The following is a 19,651-nucleotide window of genomic DNA, read 5'->3' on the forward strand; positions in this document are numbered from 1 at the left end:
CAATTAGCCTAGATAAAATATGGCAGGTCAACTGGCCTTATAAATGTTATTATTAACTTAGTATTTGTAAGAGATTTTAGATATGAAGATTGTCGGTGACTCAGAACATTTCCACCAGCCCTATGACAAAGATGATGACTACGAAAGTAGAGCCGATGCTAAACGCGGAATCGCCATCTATCAAGAACTTGGTAACAAACTGGTTTTGCTCAGTAAAACACAGATTGAAAGACTCAATCTTGATGAAATTGTTTATGACAACGTGTTAAAAGCGAAGACGATTAAGATCAATACTGAAGCTTATCGTCGTCATTTACAATATATTGGCAAGTTGATGCGCTACGTTGATATTGAAGCGCTACAGCTCGCGATGAAAAATGTATTGAACCAAAATAGCAATGAAAGTGCTAAGAGTAATGTTGCCGATAAAACGCGAGATCAATTACTCAGCGAAGGTGACACGGCGATTCAGGCGTTGATAGAGAAACACCCAGCGCTAGAGAGACAAAAGTTACGTCAATTTGTCCGTCAGACAAAAAAAGAGCTTACTAAAAATGCTGATATTAGTTTATCAAAAACAGCAAAAGAGTTTAGTAAGTATATACGTAACGAAATCACAGAATAATCGTTACAATCTAGACATTAGCTCTCTGAATAAGTAGTTTATTCAGCGAGCTATTTTTTTGGTTAATGCTAAGTACTAGTAGTATAGTTTTGACCAAATTAGTCAGCCCCCTCAAACAGTACTATCATAGTTGCACAAGGAATTTGCGAATGCGCCTCACCAAAAAGCTGGCCGCCATCCCCTTCACTCTTTTATGTTTATCCGTATTAAGCGGCTGTAATGGCGCTTCAGGTGATAATGAAGATCCGGACACTGGAGGCAGTTACAGCCTCGCATTAAGCTTTAAAACCGTTGAGAACGGTGTTTGCGCCGAAGCGACCGATGCCCAAAGTTTTGATACTACTGACTCTTTTTGTGCAGTCGCTCAGTTAAAACAAGATAGCAGTACTAGAAGTGGAAAACTCATCTCATTTGCTGCTTCTTTTGGTGAAATATCAGCACCAAATAAGCTAACCGATGCTAACGGCTTAGCCGAAGTAATCATTAGCAATTCTGCCGCTACTGAAAATGCTGGCACGTTAGCAGCTAGCTTTGCTGAAGGCGAAGCTGCAGCCGATGCTAGTCGTAACTATGAATTCACTCAAGCCACTGCACCATCAGAGCCGACATTTACGCTAAATAGCGCGATAATTAATGGTACTGCCGTTGTTACGCAATTTAAGGCTGAAGAAACGGTGCAGTTACAAGCGCTGTTTTTAGATGAACAAGGCCAAGGGATCGCCGGTAAAATGGCGACCTTTACCGCGGGTAGTGCCAGTCTAAACCCAAACTCTGCATTAACTAAAGAGAATGGTATTGCTGAAGTAAGTTATACCCCAACTGAGGATGAGCTTGGCGCAGCCAATATGTCAGTCACACTTGAAGACGATGGCAAGACATACCAAAGCTCAGGGCTATACGAAGTGTTAGCTAAGGATGCTGTCAGTGATGATGGGATTATTGTCATTGGCTATTTTGAAGGTGATACGTTTAAGGAAAACTCACTTGCAACCACTCTTCCACTAGATAATGGCAACTATACTGTTAGCGCCGGTGGCACATTTGGGATCACTGCTGATTTAGCGACCAAAAATGATGACGGAAGTTATACTCGCCTACAAACACCAACCAGTGTTAACTTCAGTTCAAGCTGTGTTCAGAGTAACAATGCCAGTATTGACTCACCCGTCACCACACTATCGGGGACAGCAAGCACCACATACCAGAACACCAATTGTAGCGGCAATAGCGAACGCGATGACCAAATCATCGCAACGATTACAGCCGGCAACCAAATACTTACTGCAACACTCGACTTTACCCTTGCAAGCCAGACACTCGCTAACTTAAGTTTTGTCTCTGCAGAGCCTGCATCAATACGTATTAAAGGCGCAGGCGGCACAGGTTCAAGTGAGTCATCGCTAATCACTTTTAAGCTTGCTGACGCCAATGGCCAGCCTGTCGCACAGCAAAAAGTTGATTTTTCACTGGATACTACGGTTGGCGGAATTAGATTTCCTGAAGACAAAGTTACCATGTCAAACATGACTAACTCTGCCGGCTTAGTCAGCGCAACAGTATTGTCAGGTACAATACCGACACCTGTACGTGTTTTAGCGACAGCGACATCTGATGACGGCTCTGTTACTAGCCAGTCTGAGCAGCTAACCATTAACACAGGTTTACCACAGCAGTTAGGTTTTAGCTTATCTAGCAGCCTATTCAACCCTGAAGCAGGCAGCCATAATGGTGAAAAGGTCTCTATTACCGCTTACGCATCAGACAGCTTTGGCAACCCTGCTCCTGACGACACCGCCATTAACTTCACCTCTGAAGGTGGTCAAATCCAGCCAAGTTGTGTCACGGTAAACGGGACTTGCAGCGTAGAATGGACCTCTGCAGACCCACGCGTACCGGATCACCGCATTACCGTGCTTGCCTATGCCTTAGGTCATGAAACCTTTTTCGATACCAATGGTAATAATGTATTCGATAATCAATACCAAATGGTTACCGAAGATGAAAATGGAAATGAAATTACTACCACTCTTGATGATGGCGGTGCCATCGATGATGCTTGTTTAGATAGTGATGGCAACAGCACATTTTGTTCCGGCAACGGCATGGATATTGATACATATCATGCAGGCGGGTTTATCGATTTAGGCGATGCTTTTAGAGATGATGATGAATCAAACAGCCATACCCCAGGTGAGAGTTACTTTAATACCGCATCAAATAGCAGCTACCAATATGCTGATGGTATATTTAATGGGCCACAGTGCCAATCTTCCGCAGATGATTCACTTTGTGGTACGGAACAAGCCAATAAAACCTATATCCGTAAAGCATTGATCATGACTATGTCTGGCTCAACAGCCTATTTTGAAGTTCATCAAGCCGATAACGATAAGCCTTTCTACAGCGATATTACTGGTAGTGAATTAGCTGAATTAGAAGCAATACCTGCAGGTGCATCATCTGTTTTCCATGTACGCTTCTTTGATAGTGCTAATCAGATTATGCCAGCTGCTACTAACTTAACCACTACCGCAAGCAAAGGTGAGTTAGACGCCGACCCTTACGAAGTGCAAAATCGTAACAGCCACGGTGGCAGCAGCACTAGCTTTGTGTTGACCAATGACATTGATCCCACCAACCCTGACGAGCCAGCGCAAACCAGCTTAGTGTCACTTAAAGTTGAAACGCCAAAAGCGGTTAAATCAGGGATATCATTTACTGTAGATCTAGAAGCAGCAACAGCTCAGCCTTAAGAAGGTTATACAGTTAGAAAAGTAGCTAAAAGCCCGTATTCAAATTAATGAACACGGGCTTTTTAATGTTTATTTCCTGTCAGCGAGTAGTAATCCATACCTATCAGCTTATTTAACTCAATCACCGATCGGTATCGGCCTACCTATCATCAATTGAAACCAGAATCATCTAGCTAACCATAGCGTTAACTTGCTGGTTTTAAACGTTTAGATACGCCCCAACACGCCAATACAAAGTAAACTGCCGCCATCGCCCACAGCTGTAGCCATTGCGGCATGATGCTCTGCCACGAAGCGCCCATTTGATTTAGCTCTAACATCGCCATAATGCCGGGTACTGCGGGAAACACCTGTGAAATTGCCACCACAGATGCAGGGATCAAGGCTGTTGGCCACACAAAGCCTGACACAAACAGGATCGGCATAGAGATCAGCAATAACACTTGAGTAGGTAAGTCGCGTCTGCTGAATAGACTACTAAATGCAATACCAGCTGCAGTCGTAGACAGTAAAAAAGGTAGTAGCAATAATGCCACCGTGCTAAAGCTTGCCTGTAAGCTGACATCATACCAATAGTAGCAATAACCAACATAGAAGCTGGTTAACAATGTATAGATAAACATAAAGGCAGCTATGCGACCACAAACTAATTTGAGCGGACTCACTTGCTGCCAATAGCCAGTCTCTTTCCACTGGCTCGCGCCAAGAATACTGGTCCCAATCAACAAGGTTTGGTGCAATATCAATAAAAACAGTCCCGGCACAACATAGGGGGTGTAACCTAAACTCGGATTAAAAGCGGGAATACTATTGAGCTTAATCACATTCAGGCTTTTATCTGCCGCTTGAGCCCCCTCTCCTTGCGCTAGTAACCCCAAACGCTGCACACTCTTGCCAGCATCCAGACCTGCAGAAATAAGCCCTTCAGCCACGGCAGAGTAAATTAAAAAGTAGCTCGCATCACCGCCGTAACTTAATGTCACGCCGCGCCCCAGTAACAGATCGCGCCTAAAATCTGCAGGAATAATCAACAGACCATGGGCGCGGCCAGATTCTATCCAGCTTTTGGCCTCATCGATTGAGCCTACCTTAGCAATCACTTGAATTTTGGCACTAGCATCGGCATGGCGAATAAGCTGACGGCTTAACGATGAATGGTCGTGGTCAACCACCACCAGCTGCTGCTCTGTCGGCACTTGATTGAGATACGGTAGCGGATAAAGAATAGCGTAAAAAAGTACCCCACCGAATACTGTTAGCACTATGGTTTTATCAGCCAAAATAGCTTTTAATTCGGTGATGATAAGTTGTAAGAAGCTCATGCTAGTGCTCCTTCGGCGCAAGTGGAATGTTGATATTATCGGCAGCATCGAAGCCTTTTCTCGCCAATAAGCTAATCGGAATAAGCAGTAACAGAAACCCACTATAACTCGCAAACTGAGGCAAAGTAGCTAACCAACCTTGGCCATAACTGACGACCGCAATATGGGTTTCAATATAATGGCTCGACGGCATGATAACGCGCCACCACTGAGCTAGTTCTGGCATCTCATGGATAGGAAATGTCACCCCCATAAAGGCAAATGCCGGCGCGAACATAGCGGTACAGAAACTAATCACCCTAGCACTATCTTTAAGCGCAAAGAAGATAAGCAGTACCATTAACCACACCGCCAATAACATCAGTAGTTGTGCCACTAGCAGTAGCGTGAGGCTTCCAGCAATCGGCACACCTAAATACAGATAGATAAGCGCTAGAATAAAGCCGCCATGCAGCATTACTATTGGCGTATAAAACAATACTTTCGCCGCGATACCCTTCCACATACCAAGGGACATCCATTCAGCGGTGGTGTTCCAACGTAACTCCCGATTAAGGCTATTAGCAAACACCATCATGGCCACCAGCTGCAGTAAGGCTATCAATACAGGTGGAACCAGAAAACCCACATAGTTGTTATTGCGGTTAAATAGCGCGGTTGTTTGGCTACTAACAGGGCTTAGGTTTACCGCCACTCTGGCTTTAGGCACTCCGGCTGCAAGTTGTTTCAATGCCGCTAAGGGCTTTAAACCATCTGCCATGCTTGCTTGTAGCTGACTCGACAGTAACTTACCCACTAGCAGAAACTGACTGTTATATCGAATATCTATCGTCGGACTTTTACCGGTAAGCAGGTCACGTTTAAAGCCATGAGGTAAAACAAGCAATGCATAAACCTCTGCTTGTTGCATGGCGTCAACAGCGCTCGATAGATCGGTATAGCTAATAGGCTTTGTAACGGGGTTGGCTTGTAACTGTCGAGTAAGAGCGCGAGTAATTTGGCTTTGATCCAGATCGACCACGGCTACAGGCAGCTGTCTTGGTAAGCCCGCACTAAACAGCAACCATAAGCCAATAATACCCAATAGCGGAATATAGCTGATAAGCGCCAGCTGCCAAGGATCATCCAACAGGGCAGCAGTTTCTCTTTTTAGCATGTTTATCACAGCATCAGCCCCGTGCTACAGAGTGTTATAAAGCAAACAGAATAGACATACCGACTCTTAAGTCCGCAATCTCCTCATTAGGGCGCAGCTCAACTTGGAAAGTACGCATATCAAAATCATGACCACTTTCAGTTGCTCGCCAAGTCGCAAAGTCACCCATGACCGCAATATGGCTAACGGTAAACTCGACATCGCGTTCGAGCGCGGGGATGGTTAATAATAGTGTTTGTCCTTGTTTGACGTGCTTAAGCTGATCTTCACGCAGCTGAAACACCGCCCAAGCATCGCTCATATCGATTAAGCTCACCACCGGGAAACCACTCGGTGCTAACTCACCCGCCTGCAACAATACTTCGCTGACTTCAGCTATTTTTGGCGATCGCATTTGGCTATCAGCCAATATGGCATTCACTTCATTTACCGCGCCTTCAGCCATACGAGCATTCCCTGCCGCTGCGGCTTTAGTTTCGTCACGTGCACCTTCGTCCGCCATTTGGTACATTGCCAGCGCTGCTTGTTCGGTATACTTAGCAGCTTGCCACTGGGTAAAGGCTTCATCGCGTTTTTGCCGTGCAAGTACACCTTCATTAAATAGCGCCTCAATGCGCTCAAAAGTAGTATTGGCTAGTTTTGATGCCGCTTGTGCCTTTAACCATTGCTCTCTAGACGCTAATATTTGCTGTTTACGCGCGCCATTATCAGCCTCTTGCTGCATCGCTTTCGCTGCATCACGGCCACCCTCAGCTTGCATTAATTTAGCTTGTAGCTCAGGGCTGTAAATCGCATACAGCAGATCGCCTTGATTAACTCTGTCGCCACGGCGCACTAGAACCTGCTCGACACGACCGGGAACTTTTGAGGAGATATTATATTCACGGGCTTCAATCTGCCCCTGTAATACTTGTGATTTTGGGGTGTAAGCTAGCACCAGTCCGTAAGCTAATATCCCGATGAGTGCAATAATTGTTATTGCGGCCAAGATACGGTTAGTGCGCATTTCGTTCCCCTTGCTTAAGGCTTCTACCAATAAATTCATCTAACTGACCACTAATCGCCATCAGCCTGGCATATGATTGTATGTAGCGGTATTGGGCGCCCAGTTGCTGCGTCTCTACCGCGGTGAGTTTAAGTTCAGCATCTACTTTTTCAATTGAGGTCGATAGACCCTGTTTGAAAGCAATGTCACGTAAGCGCTTGTTCTCTTGGGCTAAGCTCAGTGAGGTATTGAGTGATACCACCTCCTCTTGCGCCTGCAGTAATTGGCGGTAACTTTGCTCTAGCAGAAGGTTCAAATCTTGTTGAGTTTGCGCTTTGGTATATCGAGCCTGCAACAGTGCACTCTTAGCGGCTTCAACCTTGCCGCTGCGGCCATCACGGCTTATCAGCGGAATATTTACCCCAACACCCAACATCCAATCGGGTTCCATTTTTGCAAACAGGCTATCGTCTTCATACAAGGTGTAATTGCCGTAAAGAAAAACCGTTGGGTAGTAACTGCCCTTTTCAACCTTGATAAGCCCTTGAGCTTGCGCCTCTTTAGCTTGAAGTAGCTTTAGTGCCGGATGCTGGTTCATGGTGAGCTGTGAAAGCTGTGGTAAAGAGGGCGCATTGTTCAGCATAAACAGTGTTGAGGTCGCATCAACCTCGCGCTCATGTAACATGCGTGACAAGGCAATCATTGCCATCTCTGATTGTCGTTTAGCACTGCCATAATTGACCTTGGCATTTTCGAGTGCGACTTGTGCATTAAGTCGCTCAACTTTGGCAATTTGCCCCTGCTGTTCAAGCTTTAGTGCATGTGATGCATGTAGCGTAAGAGATTCAACCAACTGCTTTTTTGTTTGCGCTAAGGTTTCTGTCACCGCCACAGCATAGTAGCGATCGACCAAGGTCACAAAGAGCTCTCGAGTCGTCAGCTTTAGCTGCTCCTCTTTTTCCGCAACCTCGGCTGCGTGTATGCTTTGCGCAGCAGTGATTTTGCCACCAGTGTAGATAGGCCACATAGCTTGTAAACTAGAGCGGAAGATATCTTGTTCGGTAAAAGGGGTAATAAACTGTGAAGCGGGGATCCCAGCCAATGCGCTACCGAGTGCTGGTGGCAAGGTTGCTGGATCCATTGAAGCTAACGGATTAAGATCACGTAAATCCATCTCAATCGGTTTTTCTAAACGTGTATAACTGCCGGTGAGGTTAATTGAAGGTAAATTCATGTCTTCGCCAGCCACTCGCTCAGCCTCGGCACGATTGACCTCTTGCATGCCAGCCTGCAATTTATCACTCACCTTGAGTAACTGATCCCAGGCTTGATCAAAAGCGATGGGTTTGGCTTGTATCGACAGGGGGAGAATCAACAAAAGAGCACAGAGCGAACGTTTCATTTACACCTCTAGAGTTAATACTCTAACAATTTAGTGAATAATACCATTGCTTACAACTGCTCGCTAGGATCTAGCGCAATACGTCGACTAAATCCTAGTGTGATTTTGCTCTTAGGCAGTACCACCCACTGTCAACTTATCCAGTTTCAATGTTGGTTGACCAACACCCACGGGAACACTTTGACCATCTTTACCGCACACCCCAACGCCTTTATCCAGCTCAAGATCATTACCTACCATCGAGATCTGGCTCATAGACTCTGGTCCATTACCTATCAAGGTTGCCCCTTTAATTGGCTGAGTGATCTCACCATTCTCAATGAGGTAAGCTTCAGAGGCAGAAAACACAAACTTACCCGAGGTGATATCCACTTGGCCACCGCCAAAGTTAGGTGCATAAACCCCTTTCTTAACAGATTTGATGATCTCTGCAGGATCAGACGTGCCCGCTTCCATATAGGTGTTTGTCATCCGTGGCATCGGCAAATGAGCATAAGACTCACGGCGACCGTTACCCGTAGAGCGTTCACCCATAAGGCCTGCATTGAGTTTATCTTGCATATAGCCTTTCAAGATCCCCTCTTCAATCAATACAGTCTTCTGGGTAGGGGTGCCTTCATCATCGATGCTCAATGAGCCACGACGATCGGGCATGGTGCCATCGTCAACCACAGTGACTAATGTAGAGGCGACTTGCTGACCCATTTTACCACTAAAAGCACTACTCCCTTTACGGTTGAAATCACCCTCTAAGCCATGTCCGACCGCTTCATGTAGCAATACACCAGGCCAGCCAGCGCCGAGTACCACAGGCATCTCTCCTGCTGGTGCATCAATCGCTTGTAGGTTTACTTGAGCTTGGCGCACAGCCTCACGAGCAAAAGCAAAGCAATATGGCAAGCCATCATCGCCATCAGCCAGCAGCACATCGTAACTATGACGTCCGCCACCGCCTGAACCACCGCGTTCACGCTTGCCATCTTGCTCTAAAATGACACTGCAGTTAAATCGAACCAGTGGTCGAATATCGGCTGCTAAGGTGCCATCACTGGCGGCGACTAATATCTCTTCATGCACACCAGTTAAACTAACCACCACTTGAATAATTCGCTCATCTAGACTGCGAATATAGGCATCGGCCTCTTTGAGCAGAGCTATTTTCTTAATCTCTTCCATGGCTGCAATGGGATCTGAACTTAGGTAAAGCGCTTTATCGTGCTGCTGCTTCCACGCATTAACCTGTCCGCTGCCACCCGATTTTGCAATACCACGAGCAGCGTTTGCAGCCGCTTCCAATGCTGCTGGATTAATTTCATCAGCGTAAGCAAAACCTGTTTTTTCGCCCGTAATCGCTCTAACACCAACGCCGCGTTCAATATGAAAACTGCCGTCTTTAACGATACCATCTTCTAAAACCCAAGATTCGTGGCGACTCCCTTGAAAATACAGATCTGAGAAATCGATTTTATGCTCATGAATACACTTTAAATAGCGCTGTAGATCGTCTATCGCCAGTCCGTCTTGTAGCAGGCTGTGTCCAACTTGGGTTAAAAATGACATCAATTCTCTCTCTTGACCAAATATAGTTCTTTTTAGAAACCCTTAATAAAAAGCATCTCTAGATGATTTAAAATGTTCGTACTAAATGTTGTTAATTATAGGCTAATCTACTTGAGCCTTACTCGCTAAGCATGACTGGTTCAGTTGCGGTGACTTAAATCGATTATGATCTATTATCGGCATTTTTTGGCGGACAGCGTGTAGATCACACATGTTCAGTTCAGCATTGACCCAACCGGTACCCGTTGGCTTTTGGGCTAAAATATCTCCCCAAGGGCTGACAATCATACTTTGACCCCATGTCTCGCGACCGCCGTTATTATGAACACCCCATTGCGCAGCGGCGAGCACAAAGCATTGGGTTTCAATAGCCCTAGCTTGTAATAGTACTTGCCAATGCGCCTCACCGGTTACCTTAGTAAAGGCTGCTGGCAATGCAATAATCTCAGCACCCGCTTCGCGTAGAGCTCTGAATAGATCGGCAAAACGAATATCGTAACAAATAGCTAAACCCAACTTACCGAAAGGGGTATCAACCACAGTAATGTGTTTGCCAGGGCAAAATGCATCACTTTCACGATATTGCTTAGTGCCATCTGATACTTCAACATCAAATAGGTGTAATTTATCGTAACAACCCAATACGCTAGCATCAGTATCAAACACATAGCAGCGGTTATAGATCCGGCCATCTTCAGCCAAGATAGGAATGCTCCCCGCCACCAGTACCACACTATATTTAAGTGCTAATGCGGCTAAATCTAGTTTAAGTTGACTGTGTAATTCATCTGTTGCGTATTCGAGTTGCTGGCTTTCTTGCCCACCAAATAACAAGCAACACTCAGGTAATACCACCAACTGTTGATTATCATCTTGCTGAGGTAATAACTTAAGCTGCGACTCGATAAATGCGAGATTCTCGATTACGCTGCGACTGCTCTGACATTGCAGTAGGCTGACTTGCATCTGACTCTCCCTGTATCAACTTTAAAGCTGGCATCTCTTTGCCGCTGTTTTTTAAATTCGATTGCTCTATTGCTGCATCAGTATGGCGAGTTGCACTATCAAGCTCAGTTATTGCCTCGCTGTCCGCGGAACTTATATCTACAGCAGTCTCTACTGGTCTAAGTTCTGAAGCTACCCGAGCATCTTTAATACTTGGCGCTGATGCACCGCCTTGACCATCATTCTGAGTAGGTTCAACAGCCTTTTTAGGCAACACAGATTCAGGAATTTCAATCTCTTTGCTCTTACGCTCTAGCTCTTCAAGCTTAGGATCAGACATGGTGCCTGTCAGTCTAAAGCGGATCTCAGAAATAACTTCAATAACTGGTTCAAGCACCTTGGTCAGTGCAAAAGCACCCAGCCCTAGTGTCCAACCTCCCGTACTGAGTAACACCACGGTAGGCACGCTTGAGGCCAACTTTGGCACAAAACGAATATCATAATTTAAGCTTTCACTCATTAAATCGGTATAGCCACGTACTCGCATATTACCCGCTACTGCTTTCATCTCGGTATCAGTGGTTTTAACCACTCCGTTATCAAGCATCAAGGTGCCAGTGAATGAGTCAAAGTATAACCCTTTGCCAAACACATCAGAGAAATCGAGTGATAACTTACGCAATAGTGAGTCGAGACTAAATAACGAGAATATTCGCGCTCCTTTATCGCTCACCTCTGACAAGTGGCCTTTCCCTAAATCAAACTCCACTTGGCCATTTAATGTTTCTAGTGAAAAAGCATAGGGTGCCCCTATCCAGGATATTTCGGCTGTCGCCGCTGTTGGCGCGTCTTTTAGCCCAGGGTCAAAGCCAAGCTGCTCGGAGAGGTGATCGAACTTTGTCGCATCAAGGCTTAAGTTAAATGAGGTAAAGCTGGCACCATTAACCATTGACCATGAACCATTACCGCGCAGTTTCACCTCAGGCGTTGTCATCGACAATGTCTGGATACTGTAAGTTTCCCCTTCAGGCGCCGCTTGCAGCACTAAATGACCCATAGGGCGCTCAAAAATCATAAAGTCATCAACATCGACTGCTAACGGTGGCAAGTTTGCCAGCACAGTGTCTGACTTATAATGGGCTGTATCATCAGTTTTTGCTATCGGCGACAGGTAAAGCTTAGTCGCGACCACTTTAAGCCCCTGCTGTACCCAATCGGGATAAAAATCTATCCGTCCATCAAACTGTTGCGATGTTGCCTCGAAGCGCCAAGAATGCTCATTCGGTGTGGCATCAAAATGAAGTTCATTAAGAGTTTGTCCCATCAAGTTCAGCTCATTAAAATTAGCTTCGATAGATAACAGCGGTGGGAAAAATGCTTTCGAAGCCACAGGCTTATCTTCGCCCTCTTCAAGCGGAGATGGTGATGATTTAGCAGTAAAGCCTTGAATAATAGGCAGCCAAGGGGAAAACTCCGTTTTGTCCAAGTCTATCTGTAGGTGTCCCTGTTTTTTACGTAGCCGATCACCAGGCTTGAATAGACGCCCCAGTAGCAGATCAAAGTGCGCCAAGGCGTTACCTGATTCAAGATCAAAGCCGCCCCAAAACTCCAACTGCTTATTGAGCTTTATCCCAAGAGATGATTGCTTGTTATCGCCAATGAGCTCCGCAGTAAATACCGCCGGTTGCGACGCCGCTTTTGTAAAAGGTGCCGGTAGCGCTAGTTCAGTACCCACCATATCACTATCAACATGTGCTTGGATCCGATAGCCAGTTGGGTCAAATATCAACATTAAACCGCCAGACCAATCGATACTACCCTTATAGTAATCACTCAAGGGGTTATCGAGTGCTGCAGGCAGCTTAGCCAGCTGCCACTGGCCTTGTAAATCTACATTGACCGCATAGTTTCTATTAACACTGCCCGTATCAAAGCTAAACAGCAGTGGTTGCCCATACATCAATGCATGGATGTCACTGCCAGTAACGACATTATTAGTAAACTGTACTTGGCCAGTTACGTTATCAAGCTCAATTCCAGGCTCACTAACATACACGGGGGTGTTGTCAAAATTCACCGTGCCTTTAATAACGGCATCGGCACCTTCATACAGAGGAATATTGAGGTCAATTTTTCCGGTGATATCACCGCTAATTTGCACTACATCAAGTGTCGAACCAACCGAATCAACCAAGGGCGAACGTTGAATAACCGCATTAGCAGCTTCGGCTTTAGTGGCCAAATCAGCTTTGACGACTAACAAGCTCTCGTGGTTCATCGCAGGAATACCGATATAGGCGCCATCTGCTGACACGTCCATCAATTGACCTTTATTGACCCACAAATCCATCGCAGCATTCTCAAACAGCGCCGAAAGATTTAAATCCGTGACTGCAGGCCAAGTATCCTGAAATTTAAAGTTAGCATCCGCTAAGGTGAAACCTGCTTGGAAAACACCACTGCTTTCAGAGTAAGGGTAATCCTGAAACGCACCATGCCAAACGATGACGGCATCATCGGTTTTACCCGCTTTTAATGCCCCGGTTAAATAATCTACCAAGCCATTACTCATGCCTTTAAGCGGAAAGTAACGATGCGCATTTGCTACATTATGAATATCAAGTTCGGCCAACAGCGCCATATGAGTTGCAGTGGAAAACTCGAGTCGAGTCGCAGCATCAATAGAGATATCAGCATTACTAAAATGCAGTTTGGGAAGTGATAGCCCTGAGGTTACGAAATCAAACTGGCCTTGAAATGCATCACCCATGATATCAAGTGGCGCTTCAAAGCCACCATCAAAGTCGAGCACATATTGCTGCGATGGCAGTGAAAACTGTAGCATTTCATTAGTAACGACTAACTTGGCGTCAATAGCCGAAACCCCTGGAATGCCGGCATGTGCTTGCCAACTAACATTATTAATATCTACAGAAAAACTCGGTTGCTGCTCATTGAGCACCCATTGAAAATGGGCATTGTCGACTTCACCTTTAGGGCTCAAAGATTGCCAAGCAACTAAGGCGGCTAAATCGATACCTGGAATGAGCGGTAACAACGGCAATACTGTGTTTAGGTCTAACTGATTTAAATAAGCGTCGACGCTTTCGCCCCGTTGCGTCGCGCTCAATACAGGTGATGGCCAAAGCTCACCATTGGTTGCAAAAGTGAGGTCGTGACTGCTTAAAGACCAGCCCTCGGCATTGGGTTGCCAACGCATTGCTCCTGCTTGAATTGAAAACTTCTGCGCTTCGTCATTTAAAAACCACTCCAACCAGCTCGGTTGAAATGCTACTGTCGCGCCGTTAATCTTGTTATTCGCAAAGCTTACCCAAGCTTCTAAATTAACCACACCTTCAAGTAATAGCTTTTTATTTGCATCGAATGGATTAGGTTGACGTGATGCCCATTCGCCAATATCGAGTGACGCTGCCGCCAAATAAAGCTGCCCGACTAATGAGTTAGGTTTATGGCCATCACCTTTAATATCTACGCTTAATGCCAGCTGTTCAACTTCTGAAGCCTCTTCGTCTAAAAACAGCTTCCCTTGGCCACGGTGACGCTTTTCGGTGTTACGCCATTCCATATCTTTAATAAAAATAGGTCGATATTGATGTTTTTGGCTTAATAGCTGAATACGTGCATTGGTTACCGAAAAACGCTCCAATTGCTCTAACATCAGCTGATAGATCCAATCGGTCTCCATCTTTGTATTTGATGTCACGGGAGAAGATGCCAAACGGTCGAGATCGAGTGCTACGTTAACCCCATCAAAAATCACATCTTCAATTTGCGGTGTTGCCGTTAGCAAGGTTTGCCAAAAATCAAATTTCACATGCACCTGCTCAAACAGCAAGGTCACTGGTAGTTTTTCTTGAGAGGGAAGTACAAAATTCTTAACCGTTAGCGCAGGACCAAAGGCCTGCCATTCGGCTTGCAACTTACCCACTTGCACTTCCACTTGATACTTATTATGAATATAATCAACTAGCTCTAATCTGACTTGATCAAGCTGAGGCAATAGCCCTCGGAACAAGCTTACGACCAGCGCAAAAAGCACCAAGACGATAGCCAGGGTTTGCAGGCAAACTCTAGGAAGGTTAAATTTACGAGGCTTGCGTGACACTACATTATCACCACGTCAAATTTATTTTGGGTATACATAGGCTCACTCTGTAAACGAACCCGTTTAGAAACATACACCTCAAGCTCCGCTAGTATATGGCTCTCATCACCCTTAAGGCTGTGGTAAACCGCTGGCGCGCAATAAACTAAAAATTCATCGGCATCGTAGCCTTTGTTTAAACGAATAATCTCTCGAAAGATTTCATAGGACACTGTTTCGACCGTCTTTAAACTGCCTGTGCCAAGACATGCGGGGCACTCACCACACAAGACATGCTCTAAACTTTCGCGAGTACGTTTACGTGTCATCTCGACCAAACCAAGACCGGAAAAACCACTGATATTGGTCTTTACTCTATCGATTGATAATGCAGCCTGCAGGCTCGAAAGCACGCGCTTTTGATGTTCGGTTTCTAACATATCAATAAAGTCGATTATGATAATGCCACCAAGATTGCGTAGCCTTAACTGACGCGCGATGGCCTGAGTGGCTTCAAGGTTGGTGTTAAAGATGGTTTCCTCAAGATTACGATGACCGACAAAAGCACCAGTGTTGATATCAACAGTGGTCATGGCCTCTGTTTGATCAATAATCAAATAACCGCCTGACTTTAACTCGACCTTGCGTCCTAATGCTCGCTGCACTTCATTTTCGACATCATAGAGATCAAAAATAGGTATAGGTCCGTTGTAATGTTCTAACTTGTTAGCAATCTCAGGCATAAACTCATGGGCAAACTGCTGCAGCTCTTCATAGGTTTGCTGAGAGTCCACTTGAATTTGGTCAAGCTCTGTACCGACAAAGTCTCGTACGATTCTAACCTGTAGTGCCAAATCTTGATAAAGCAAAGACACACCACGGCGCTTACGGCGCTCGCTGACCTTTGCCCATACACGTCGTAAAAAAGCGGCATCTTGCACCAGTTCATCTTCACCCGCACTCTCTGCGGCGGTACGAATAATAAAGCCACCATCGTCATCCACAAATGGCTCGGTAATTTTTTTAAGTCTGGCACGCACCTCTTCAGTTTCAATGCGTTGAGATACACCAACATGGCTCGAACCCGGCATAAAAACGAGGTAACGCGAAGGCAGGGTAATGTCTGTAGTTAAGCGTGCGCCTTTAGTGCCGAGCGGATCTTTAACCACCTGCACCATAATATCTTGGCCTTGCCTAACCAGCTCCGCAATGTCACGCACAACAAAGTTACCCTTCTCAACATCAGCCACACATTCGGTGTGCGGTACAATGTCTGAAGCGTGTAAAAAGGCGGCTTTATCTAAGCCAATATCGACAAAGGCAGCCTGCATACCGGGTAATACTCGGCTGACTTTTCCTTTATAAATGTTGCCCACTAAGCCACGTTTCATGCGTCGCTCTATGTGCACTTCTTGCAAAACACCATGCTCTACCAATGCGACTCTCGCTTCGGTTGGTGTCACATTGATTAGCAGTTCAGAACCTATTTTTCGCTGTACTCTGCCTGGCACGATTCGACCTATATTCACAACTCACCCCACTTAGGGAAATAGCTAACTTAAAAGGATTTGGCGTTACTGACACGTTTTAGAATCTAGAGCTTAATTTTTATTATTAATTATCAAAAGACTAAAAAACATTCATCTCACACAACAACGCACGGGTTTCTACCAAAGGTAACCCAACTACCGCGGAATAACTCCCCTCAATAGCTTCTACAAAACTGCCACCTAGACCTTGGATCCCATAGGCACCCGCCTTATCCATAGGCTCGCCAGTGGTAATATAAGCCAAAATATCAGACTGGCTCATTGGGCAAAACTGCACGCCAGTGGTCACTAATTTAGTGAGCGTTTGCTTCCCATCTGTTACCGCGACAGCCGTCATCACTTGATGCGCCTTGCCCGCAAGCCGAGTTAATATCGCCTTGGCATCGGCTTCATCTTTTGGCTTACCTAAAATATCATTGCCTAATACCACGATCGTATCTGATCCCAGTACCACAACCGTCCCCTTTGTAGGGTATAAACTCAGCCCGGCGAGCGCTTTTTCTTTCGCCAAGCGCACCACAAAGCTGGCTGCCGATTCGCCAGCACGATGGCTCTCATCAATATCAGCGGCCAAGATATCAAAGCCAAATGGTTTTTGTGCAGCTGAACTTAAAAAGCTCAGTTGGGCTAATAATTCTTTACGCCTTGGCGACGCCGAAGCGAGTACTAACTTCATCTTACAATACCTTTTCGGTAATTCGCGATCATGCTGACGGAGTCAAAGTGCATTGATTTCGATACTGACAATAAGCAAACTTTAGTGACAGTTTGGCCACGCTAACGGACTTTATATAAACGCCTTACACGGCGTAGGCTCCAAAATAACCATGGCCACATGATCAAACTTGAAAATGCGGGATAAAATAGACTGATATCAAAGCTGGCAGTGTCGGTGACAAACTGCACCCAAAAAACAATCAGGTTATAAAGGGCAACTTGTGTTGCCACCAGCAGTGCTTGTTGCCACATAGGGAAGTTACGTAAACGCTGAAAATGCAGCACCACAACATAGACCACAACAGACATAGCAAATGCTCTAATGCCTAGGGTTGCCCCGAGCAATATATCCAGCATAACACCCAGCATCCATGCCGTTAATATGTTGTATCTATGTGGCAGTGCCATCGCCCAATAGATAATCACCAACAATAACCAATCGGGACGCCATGCTTCGACAAGTTCGGGCAATGGCATAATTTGAAATAACATCGCCACCAATAAGCTTAGCCAAACGACCCAGCGGCCATTTGCGACATGTAAACTCATTGCGCGGACTCCTTAATAACGTTTAGCGCTTCTTCAACACCTGTAGGTGTTATCAGCTCTGCTGCATCCGCTTCAATATCTGGCCAAATTAACAGTAGGTAACGAATTCTGTCTAAGGCGGCTAGCGGCTGAGCGATCACAGTCGCATAGTTTTTACCATCATCTCTCTTGACCGTCATCACTCGCGCAACAGGGTAACCTTCGGGAAAACGCTTACCCAGTCCAGAAGAAACTAATAAGTCACCCGCTCGCACATCGGTACTTTTAGCGACATGGCGCAACTCAAGCTCATCAATAGAACCGGTGCCCACAGCCATCATTCTGACATCATTGCGGGTAAGTCTAACGGGAATACCATGGGAGGTATCCGAGAGTAGTAACACCCTGCTAGTCAACTCGCTAACCTGCACCACCTGCCCGACAACACCTTGTGCATCGACTACAGGTTGACCAACATAAACACTGCTACGTGAGCCGCGGTTCAATACCACGTATTGATGAAAAGGATCGCTGGCAACTTCCATCACTTCGGCGACGACTTTCTTAGCATCCATATGAACCGGGGAGCCTAACAGGCCGCGTAAACGGTCGTTTTCTTGGCGTAGATGCTCGAAGCGTTGCAAGCGTTCACTCATTAACAACTGCTGTCGTAATAGCTCCTTATTTTGTTTAGCCAACATATTTCGAGTAGCCAAACTTTCTGCAGATTCATCAAGTAATACCCCAGGGATATTAGCGACATATTGCAGTGGACTTAAAAGGGAGGAGAGGGAGTTACGCACAGGCTCAAGCCTGTCATTTGCAACAAGCAAAATCACTGACATGATGACAGCTAAGGTCAATCTAAATTGGTTGGAAATACCACGAACAAAAATTGGCTTCATAAAAAGCTAGGGCGGTAATCACCGCCCTTTTTTAACCGTCTTAAGTTTCTTCAGAGAAAAGGTCGCCGCCGTGCATATCGATCATTTCGAGGGCTTTGCCACCACCACGAGCTACACAGGTAAGTGGATCATCGGCAATCATCACTGGTATACCAGTTTCTTGCATTAATAATCGGTCCAGATCACGAATAAGCGCACCGCCCCCCGTCAATACCATACCGCGCTCTGAAATGTCAGAGGCTAATTCTGGTGGAGACTGTTCAAGTGCGACCATTACAGCACTGACAATGCCCGATAACGGCTCTTGCAGCGCTTCTAAAATTTCATTGCTATTGAGTGTAAAGCTGCGAGGAACACCTTCTGCAAGGTTACGGCCACGCACTTCAATCTCTAATACTTCATCGCCAGGGTAAGCGGTACCAATAGTATGCTTAATACGTTCAGCAGTTGCTTCACCGATTAGGCTTCCGTAGTTGCGACGAACATAGTTGATGATAGCATCATCAAACTTGTCCCCACCGATACGAACAGATGATGAGTAAACGACGCCGTTTAGCGAGATAATGGCGACTTCAGTGGTACCACCACCAATATCGACAACCATAGAACCTGTCGCTTCGGATACTGGAAGGCCGGCACCGATTGCGGCAGCCATTGGCTCTTCAATCAAATAGACTTCGCGCGCACCTGCACCCATGGCTGATTCGCGAATAGCACGGCGTTCAACTTGAGTTGCACCAACGGGTACGCATACCAAAACGCGAGGGCTTGGGCGGAATACACTGTTGTTATGAACTTGCTTGATAAAATGCTGTAGCATCTTTTCGGTCACATAAAAGTCGGCGATGACACCATCTTTCATTGGACGAATTGCTTGAATATTGCCAGGAGTACGTCCTAGCATCTGCTTTGCTTCAGTACCGACGGCCGCAACCGACTTCTGACCAGAACCAGACCGCTCCCCACGGATGGCTACCACTGAAGGTTCGTTCAAAACGATGCCCTCTTCGCGGACGTAAATTAGCGTGTTAGCTGTACCCAAATCGATCGAAAGATCATTAGAAAAAATGCCGCGTAGCTTCTTGAACATGTAACCAG

14 protein-coding genes are annotated in these 19,651 nt (G+C 45.8%); 2 read left to right on the forward strand and 12 right to left on the reverse strand.

The features are described 5' to 3' along the window. Positions 1-82: 82 nt before the first annotated feature. The gene (gene yjgA / locus JK628_RS19645; protein ID WP_202286603.1) at positions 83-625 is read left to right on the forward strand and encodes a ribosome biogenesis factor YjgA; all 543 of its coding nucleotides are present in this window, start codon (positions 83-85) and stop codon (positions 623-625) included. A gap of 149 nt (positions 626-774) precedes the next feature. Continuing rightward, on the forward strand, positions 775-3,378 hold the full coding sequence (locus JK628_RS19650) for an Ig-like domain-containing protein (RefSeq protein WP_202286604.1): 2,604 nt from the start codon (positions 775-777) through the stop codon (positions 3,376-3,378). A 185-nt stretch (positions 3,379-3,563) separates the two neighbouring features. Here the strand turns inward: JK628_RS19650 and JK628_RS19655 are convergent, their stop codons facing one another. The 12 genes from JK628_RS19655 to JK628_RS19710 form a co-directional block, all read right to left on the reverse strand. Then, the gene (locus JK628_RS19655; RefSeq protein WP_202286605.1) at positions 3,564-4,700 is read right to left on the reverse strand and encodes an ABC transporter permease; all 1,137 of its coding nucleotides are present in this window, start codon (positions 4,698-4,700) and stop codon (positions 3,564-3,566) included. 1 nt (position 4,701) lies between these two features. Further along, positions 4,702-5,856: an ABC transporter permease gene (locus JK628_RS19660; RefSeq protein ID WP_202286606.1), complete on the reverse strand. Its 1,155-nt coding sequence runs from the start codon at positions 5,854-5,856 to the stop codon at positions 4,702-4,704. A 34-nt stretch (positions 5,857-5,890) separates the two neighbouring features. Further along, positions 5,891-6,862: an HlyD family secretion protein gene (locus tag JK628_RS19665; RefSeq protein WP_202286607.1), complete on the reverse strand. Its 972-nt coding sequence runs from the start codon at positions 6,860-6,862 to the stop codon at positions 5,891-5,893. Next, complete coding sequence (locus tag JK628_RS19670) at positions 6,852-8,243, reverse strand: TolC family protein (RefSeq protein ID WP_202286608.1); 1,392 nt, start codon at positions 8,241-8,243, stop codon at positions 6,852-6,854. Before JK628_RS19670 ends, JK628_RS19665 begins: the two co-directional genes overlap by 11 nt. A gap of 111 nt (positions 8,244-8,354) precedes the next feature. Continuing rightward, positions 8,355-9,803 carry a metalloprotease TldD gene (gene tldD, locus JK628_RS19675; protein ID WP_202286609.1) on the reverse strand — a complete coding sequence of 483 codons (1,449 nt, stop codon included), beginning with the start codon at positions 9,801-9,803 and terminating at the stop codon, positions 8,355-8,357. A gap of 102 nt (positions 9,804-9,905) precedes the next feature. Continuing rightward, on the reverse strand, positions 9,906-10,769 hold the full coding sequence (locus JK628_RS19680) for a carbon-nitrogen hydrolase family protein (RefSeq protein WP_202286610.1): 864 nt from the start codon (positions 10,767-10,769) through the stop codon (positions 9,906-9,908). Further along, positions 10,693-14,874: a YhdP family protein gene (locus JK628_RS19685; protein WP_202286611.1), complete on the reverse strand. Its 4,182-nt coding sequence runs from the start codon at positions 14,872-14,874 to the stop codon at positions 10,693-10,695. Before JK628_RS19685 ends, JK628_RS19680 begins: the two co-directional genes overlap by 77 nt. Then, the gene (gene rng / locus JK628_RS19690) at positions 14,874-16,340 is read right to left on the reverse strand and encodes a ribonuclease G (protein ID WP_443020018.1); all 1,467 of its coding nucleotides are present in this window, start codon (positions 16,338-16,340) and stop codon (positions 14,874-14,876) included. Before rng ends, JK628_RS19685 begins: the two co-directional genes overlap by 1 nt. 142 nt (positions 16,341-16,482) lie before the next feature. Next, complete coding sequence (locus tag JK628_RS19695) at positions 16,483-17,079, reverse strand: Maf family protein (RefSeq protein ID WP_202286613.1); 597 nt, start codon at positions 17,077-17,079, stop codon at positions 16,483-16,485. A gap of 101 nt (positions 17,080-17,180) precedes the next feature. Next, positions 17,181-17,669 (reverse strand): rod shape-determining protein MreD, encoded by a 489-nt coding sequence (gene mreD / locus JK628_RS19700; RefSeq protein ID WP_202286614.1) that lies wholly within the window; start codon positions 17,667-17,669, stop codon positions 17,181-17,183. Beyond that, positions 17,666-18,553 (reverse strand): rod shape-determining protein MreC, encoded by an 888-nt coding sequence (mreC, locus tag JK628_RS19705; RefSeq protein ID WP_202286615.1) that lies wholly within the window; start codon positions 18,551-18,553, stop codon positions 17,666-17,668. The genes mreD and mreC overlap by 4 nt, the downstream gene beginning before the upstream one ends. 40 nt (positions 18,554-18,593) lie before the next feature. Then, positions 18,594-19,643, reverse strand: a complete 1,050-nt coding sequence (locus tag JK628_RS19710; RefSeq protein ID WP_202286616.1) for a rod shape-determining protein — start codon at positions 19,641-19,643, stop codon at positions 18,594-18,596. Positions 19,644-19,651: the final 8 nt, after the last annotated feature.

The sequence above is a fragment of the Shewanella sp. KX20019 genome, assembly GCF_016757755.1.
In the GTDB taxonomy this organism is placed as follows: domain Bacteria; phylum Pseudomonadota; class Gammaproteobacteria; order Enterobacterales; family Shewanellaceae; genus Shewanella.